We start from the raw sequence: 6,351 nt of genomic DNA on the forward strand, positions 1-6,351 counted from the left end.
TCAGAAACCGCATCGAACGATGCTTCAACAGACTCAAACAGTTCAGAAGGTTCGCCACAAGATACTGCAAATACGCTGCTTGCTTCGCTGCTACCGTCGCCCTCGCATGCTCGTGGTTACACCTCCAGCAATTTGTCGATACACCCTAGGAACGGGTGCCCCGGGTCCCTAAAGGGACCTGGGTATTCGCGCTATGCGCGAACCGCTTTTGGCTTTAGCGTCGAGAAGATATCGATATCGATAGAGAAGCAGATTTCTCCGCTTACGCTACGAAATGACAAACAAAACGGATCGACCAAGTCCGATCATGATTCAATGATTCACTCATCCAATCATTCAATTCGCTTCTCTCAGTAGACTGGTATCCATGTATCCCGGCCGATCGCTCATCACTCCGCTTGTTCCCATTACCCTGGACGATCATCCGCCTATCTGGTGCAAGCTTGAGTTTCTGAATCCGTCGGGATCGACCAAAGACCGCATCGCCCGCTTCATTCTGGAGAAGGCTTACCGCGAAGGCCGCATCAAAGAGGGCGACCTCATCGCCGAGGCGAGTTCCGGCTCTACTTCCATCGCCATGGCGCTGGTCTCCGCGCAGATGGGATTTCGCTTCATCGCTGTCATGCCGGAGGGTGTTTCGGCAGAGCGTGCGATGATGATCCGCGGCTACGGCGGCGAGATCATCCTTACGCCGAAAGAAGAGGGCATCTTCGGCGCTCTGCGCGAGGTGCAGCGCCTTGGCCGCGAAGAAGGAGCTTTCCTTCCGCTACAGTTTGAAAACGAAGATAACGCCCGTGCGCATCGGGTCGGCACTGCGCACGAGGTCATCAACCAGATTCCCGGCGGATCGGTAGCGGCGGTGGTCAGCGGCGTCGGCACCGGTGGAACCCTGGTCGGTCTCTATGAGGGGCTGCGTGACTCCGGCTGTAACGTCATCCCTGTGGTCGCGCGACCAATTAACCGCACCAGCTTCGGTGATGTTGAGTGCTGCAGCTTCTCGGCCCGTATTCCCGGCGTCGTCGACCGCCTCAGTAAGATCTTCCGCGAAGATCGGCTTCCCGGGCTTCTTACCATCGAGGTGGAGGACGACGAAGCTATCGCCGCCACCCGCAAGATCATTGCTAAGGGATTCCCCGTGGGCCCCAGCTCGGGCCTCAACTTCTGCGCCGCGATCGAAGCAGCGAAGCGGATCGAAGGCCCCATCGTCACCGTCTTCCCAGACCGCATGGAGCGCTACTTCACGACCGAGTTGTTTTCGACCTACCGCTCATAAAAAATCGAGGCCATCTTAAATCCGTTTCTGGGTTTATTGAAAATTTGAGGTCCTAGCGAGGAAGCGCTGAAGGCGCGTTCTATATCAGCCTGGGGCAACGCCCCAGGTCTCGGGTAGTTGAGCGATCAAAGGGCTGAAGGTCCGCTCTATAACTCTTCAGTCAAGGCGACAGGAAAAGCAGATTTCTCCCCTTCCAGCTACTCAGCCAAACAGAAACTGGCTGGGACCATTCGCGCAGGTTGATTTGCCAGCACTCTTGACAAACTCTCTCCATATTCTGTAATTAACCAATTAGCTAAATAACCAAGTGGTGAAATATGGACGATCATCTCAGCACCACCTTCGCCGCGYTGGCCGACCCAACGCGGCGGGCCATTCTGGCAAAACTTGCAAGCGGCGAAGCCTCGGTCTCTGAGCTCGCCGAACCCTTCTCCATCTCCATGCCCGCGATTACCAAACACCTCAAGGTGCTGGAGAATGCCGGGCTGATCTCCCGTACGCGCTCGGCGCAGTTTCGCCCCTGCCGTCTGGAAGCTGCTCCGCTCAAAGAGATCGCCGGCTGGGTGGAGGAGTATCGCCGGTTCTGGGCTGAGAGCTTTGACCGCCTTGAGGCCTACCTGGCCGAGGTTCAGGCCGAAGAACACGCCGGCAAGAAGAAAAAGAAGCACAAGAAAAAACACAAACACTAGTTCGTGAATAAAGGAGAGTTGCAGCCATGCCCCTCGTCGCTCAAGAAAATCAGATTGTCGAAAGCCGCGTACTCCGTGCGCCGCGCGAACTTGTCTTCCGCATGTTCACCGAAGCCGAACACATTAGTCATTGGTGGGGGCCGCGCGGCTTCCGCACTCACACCACGCTGATGGACGTCCGTCCCGGAGGTCTCTGGACACACACCATGACCGGGCCTGACGGAACCGAGTACCCGAACGAAGTCCGCTACGAGATCGTCGATGCTCCTGAAAAGCTCGTGTATGAGCACATCAATGACCCGCTCTTCCGGGCGACGATCACCTTTACCGAGAAGAGCGCGCAGGAGACCGAGGTCCTCTTCGTGCTGGACTTCCTCGATGTCCGCCTGCGGAATGCCGTGGCCGAGCGCGGCGCTGTAGAAGGGCTGCAGGATACGTTGGCCCGCTTCGAGGAGGTACTCTCCACCTACACCGGCGAAGAGTTCGTTCTGACGCGGGAGCTCAATGCTCCGCAGGAGCTCGTCTATCGCTCATGGACCGAACCTGAACGACTGGAGAAGTGGTTTGGCCCCGTCGGCACGAAGCTCATCGTCAAACGCGCAGACATCCGCGAGGGCGGCCACTTTGTCTACGGCATGCAGCTTCCTGACGGCAACACCATGTGGGGCCGCTGGACCTTCCGGGACCTCACACCCTTCTCGCGTATTGTCCTGGTGACCTCATTCCTCGATGAGAACGAGCAGCCCATCGCGCCACCGATGGTGAAGGACTTCCCCGTCGAGATGCTCTCCACCACGACCTTCGAAGAGCGCGACGGAAAGACTTTGGTCACGCTTCGCTCGCGGGCCATGTATGCCAACCCTGTCCAGCAGCAGACCTTCGCAGGCTTCTTCCAGAGCATGGAGCAGGGCTGGGGTGGAACCTTCGGACAGCTCATCGCCTATCTGGAACGCGAGCAGGCCTAGTCTTCAGATTGTTACGAGCAAAGAAAAGGGCGGTGGCCGAAGCCACCGCCCTTGCTGTTGTTCGTTATCGCTTAGAACACGATGCGGCCAGAGAACTGGAACTGGCGCACCTGGTAAGCGTAGTTGCCGTTGACACCCGAAGTGGTTGAGAGACCGAAGCTGCCATTGGTTGCCGTCAGAACGTTACCCGGGCCAATCGAGAACGCACCGGTGTTTACAGCGGTGATGTTGCGGTGGTTCGCGAGGTTGAAGGCCTCCGCCATGAGTTGGAAACTCATGCCCTCGCGGACACGGAAGTCCTTCTGCAGACGGGTATCGATCACGATGTTTCTCGGCGCAAAGAGCTGGTTACGGCCGAAGAACGGGATGAATGAGCTGACGCCTGTGCCGGCAACGCCCGACGAATAGGGCTGCAAGCAGTCCGTGCAACCGGTCTGGTTGCTCGGCGAACCGGAGCTGGTGCCCACAGAGTAGGGCAGACCCTTCTGGATCTGAACCAGCGGCTTGATCGACCAGCCGTTGGTCAGGTAGCCAAGACCCGTGTCTCCCTTGCGGCCTGGAATATTGAAGTTAGCCCAGCCGACAAGACGGTGGGGAACGTTGATGTTGGAGTTTCCGTAGTTCGCGCGAGCATTGTACGGATCGATCCAGTTATTGCCTGGGCTGAGGCTCGTCGACGCGCTCGGAGCATAGTCGAGAGCGTGTGCCCAGGTGTAGTTCACGTCGTACGAGATCAACTTCGACTGACGGTTAGTGATATCCACCGTCAGAGCGTGATAGCTCGCGTTGACGTTGCTGATGAGCGGAGTGATCTGGTTGTACGCCGGGTTCAGCGTGTTCGATCCGCTTACCGTAGAACGCGCTGAATAGACCTTCTGAGTGAAGGTCGTTCCGCAGGCCGCCACCAAACAGTTTCCAGGAGCCAGCGAGTTATCCTTCAGCGTGTAGGTCGCGTTGTAGGTCTTGGTCGGGTCGAGGTTAAGGTTCAGGAAGTTCGGCAGCTCGCGGCTGAGCGATCCGATATAGGAGACTGACAGCACATTGCGCCATCCGAGATCCTGCTGCACCGTCAGATCAAACTGGTGCGTATACGGGTTCTGCAGGTTCTTGTCCAGGTAAAGGACGCCGAAGTTACCACCGGCAGGACGGGCGCTGAGGGTCTGCGGGAACTTGATGTTCTGCGGAGCTGCGGTTGTACCGAGATTAGTTCCGTTGTATGCCGTCAACTGCAACTGGCCGCCCGCGCCACCGGTGGTGGTGTAGGCACTCATGAGAGAGGCGTTGATGATGCGGCCATAGTAGATACCGTATCCGCCGCGGATGACCGCTTTGCCCTTGCCGAACGGATCCCACGCGAAACCGATACGTGGAGAGATATTGTTCTTATCCGAAGGGTGGTTTGCTTCCTGCGGAACAGCGGAGTTCAGTGCCGCAGTRAACGGGCCAGGATAGGACTCGTAGTCATAACGAGCGCCGATGTTTACCGTCAGGCTCGGTGTGAGCTTCCAGTCGTCCTGCACAAAGAAGGCCGAGTCCAGCGTGGCGAGATCGAACACCTGAGGACCGAAGCCCTGGGTCAGACCGCTATGGCAACCAGCGTTGCCGGTCGCGCTCAAGGTGGGAGTTCCGGATGCGGTGAGCGGGGCGCAGGCGCCCGACGGCTTCAGGATGTCGGCCAAGTACAGACCGACGCTCGCATAGCTATAGGAGCCGTTGCTCTGGAAGAGGTTGTTCTGGATGTCGTAGTTGTGAACGAAGTCCACACCGAAGCGCRGACTATGTTTGCCGAACTGATAGGAAGCGGTATCGCCGATCTGCCACTTGCGCTCGTCAGGATAGGCTACGCGGTAGCTGTAGTAGGGCGAACCCAGGTTGAAGCCGCCGGTCGCGACAGCGATGGAGGCGTAGGTGGTCACGCCATTCGTTCCCACGAGATGATTCTTGGTGTAGTCGGTGTACGGCTGCTGGCCTTCCCAGTTGAGCTCGCGGGCATACTGGTAACGCAGCTCGTTGGTCTAGCACTGCGCCACGGTGGTGCCGGTTGCCGCTTGCAGCCCCGGCGTCTGGCAAGGACCAGCGATCTGCGAATAGAAAGTGTTAGGGGCGCCTGAAACGGCGATACCAGGGAAGTTCCGGTGGAAGATGTCGAAGGCGTAGAACCAGAACAGCTTGTCCTTGATCAGCGGTCCGCCGACGCCGAAGCCGTACTGGTTGCGCTTGTCCTTCGGACGGATGACCTGCGGCGTGTACGTATTGGTCGCAGGGTTCAATGTGGCGAGCAGCGTCTTCTCGTTCTTCGAGCTGGTCATGTCGTTGCGGTGATAGAAGTAAACCTCACCGTGCAGGTTGTTGGTGCCGGACTTTGTAACGTGTTGCTGAGGTGGCCGCCGAAGGTGGCCGAAGCGAAGTCGATGGCCGGAATGTCGGCCGTTACCTCAACCGTCTGCTCGGTCTTACCGGCGCTCAGGTGCGGATTCAGCGTGGTGACCTGACCTACCTGAACGACAACCTGCGTCGTCTTGGAGGTTGCAAAGCCGCTCACATCTACAGTTACGGTATAGGTTCCAGGGGGCAGGAGCGGAGCTTTGTACTCGCCGCCCGACGCGCTGGTGAGGACAACGTCCTGGTTGGTTCCGTCGTTATGGATCGTAATCTTCGCGTTGCTGACGACCGCGTCCGTCGTGTCGAACACGGTGCCGGCAATCGCACCCTGCGTGGTGGACTGCGCCACCGCGTTTAGACTCACACCAAGGATGGCCGCACCGGCCAAGCTAAGAAAGCCTCTTAATTTACTCATCCTGCCTCCAAAAAACATCAAAACGCCAACCATCGTTCCGGTTGGGAGCCACTTACACAACTTTCAGGAAAAGGGCACTACTTCTACCATGGCACACCACCATGAACGGGTTGTAAACAGTAATTGTGAGCGTTTTTCATGCGAGTGAACCTTCGGTACACTAAGTAAGTCGAGGAAGTTGAGGAAAACGCAGTCTGAATGTTTATTGATGAGGCGAAAATCCGGGTAAAAGCAGGCGATGGAGGCAATGGCTGCATGGCCTTCCGCCGCGAGAAGTTCGTCCCCCGGGGAGGCCCGTCAGGCGGTGACGGCGGTCATGGCGGCGATGTCTATATGACCAGCTCCGCCAGCCACAACACGCTGGTGCACTTCCGCTTCAACCCCGAGTACAAAGCCGGCCGCGGCACCCACGGCGAGGGCTCCAACTGCTCCGGCGCCGCCGGTAAGCCCGTTACACTGAAGGTCCCCATCGGAACCCAGGTCTACGACGAAGAGACCGGTGCCCTGGTCCACGACTTCACCCACGTGAATGAGACCATCTGCATCGCCCGCGGCGGCCGCGGCGGCCGGGGGAACCAGCACTTCGCTACCTCAACCCACCAGGCTCCGCTGGAACACGAACTTGGC

At 58.2% G+C, this 6,351-nt stretch carries 6 protein-coding genes and 2 pseudogenes; 5 read left to right on the top strand and 3 right to left on the bottom strand.

Annotated elements, in window-relative coordinates; genetic code table 11:
* The 4 genes and pseudogenes from AB4043_RS14325 to AB4043_RS14340 all read left to right on the top strand — a co-directional run.
* Window positions 1-149, top strand: a pseudogene (locus AB4043_RS14325) (IS5-like element ISAs34 family transposase); the annotation flags it as partial.
* Window positions 150-367: 218 nt separating this feature from the next.
* On the top strand, window positions 368-1,273 hold the full coding sequence (locus AB4043_RS14330) for a PLP-dependent cysteine synthase family protein (RefSeq protein WP_442303157.1): 906 nt from the start codon (window positions 368-370) through the stop codon (window positions 1,271-1,273).
* Window positions 1,274-1,590: 317 nt separating this feature from the next.
* Entirely contained in the window at window positions 1,591-1,962 is a 372-nt protein-coding gene (locus tag AB4043_RS14335) for an ArsR/SmtB family transcription factor (protein WP_442303156.1), read from the top strand.
* 26 nt (window positions 1,963-1,988) lie between these two features.
* Entirely contained in the window at window positions 1,989-2,927 is a 939-nt protein-coding gene (locus AB4043_RS14340) for an SRPBCC family protein (RefSeq protein WP_442303155.1), read from the top strand.
* 71 nt (window positions 2,928-2,998) lie between these two features.
* On the opposite strand, the gene AB4043_RS14345 is transcribed toward AB4043_RS14340, so the two are convergent.
* The 3 genes from AB4043_RS14345 to AB4043_RS14355 are packed head-to-tail and all read right to left on the bottom strand — an operon-like array spanning window position 2,999 to window position 5,724.
* On the bottom strand, window positions 2,999-4,933 hold the full coding sequence (locus tag AB4043_RS14345; protein WP_442307347.1) for a hypothetical protein: 1,935 nt from the start codon (window positions 4,931-4,933) through the stop codon (window positions 2,999-3,001).
* 9 nt (window positions 4,934-4,942) lie between these two features.
* Entirely contained in the window at window positions 4,943-5,236 is a 294-nt protein-coding gene (locus tag AB4043_RS14350; protein ID WP_442307345.1) for a hypothetical protein, read from the bottom strand.
* Complete coding sequence (locus AB4043_RS14355; RefSeq protein ID WP_442307346.1) at window positions 5,233-5,724, bottom strand: carboxypeptidase-like regulatory domain-containing protein; 492 nt, start codon at window positions 5,722-5,724, stop codon at window positions 5,233-5,235. The genes AB4043_RS14350 and AB4043_RS14355 overlap by 4 nt, the downstream gene beginning before the upstream one ends.
* 198 nt (window positions 5,725-5,922) lie before the next feature.
* Here AB4043_RS14355 and AB4043_RS14360 point away from each other — a divergent pair.
* Window positions 5,923-6,351 (top strand): annotated as a pseudogene (locus tag AB4043_RS14360) (GTPase ObgE); the annotation flags it as partial.

The sequence above is a fragment of the Terriglobus sp. YAF25 genome, from assembly GCF_052113305.1.
Lineage (GTDB): Bacteria > Acidobacteriota > Terriglobia > Terriglobales > Acidobacteriaceae > Terriglobus.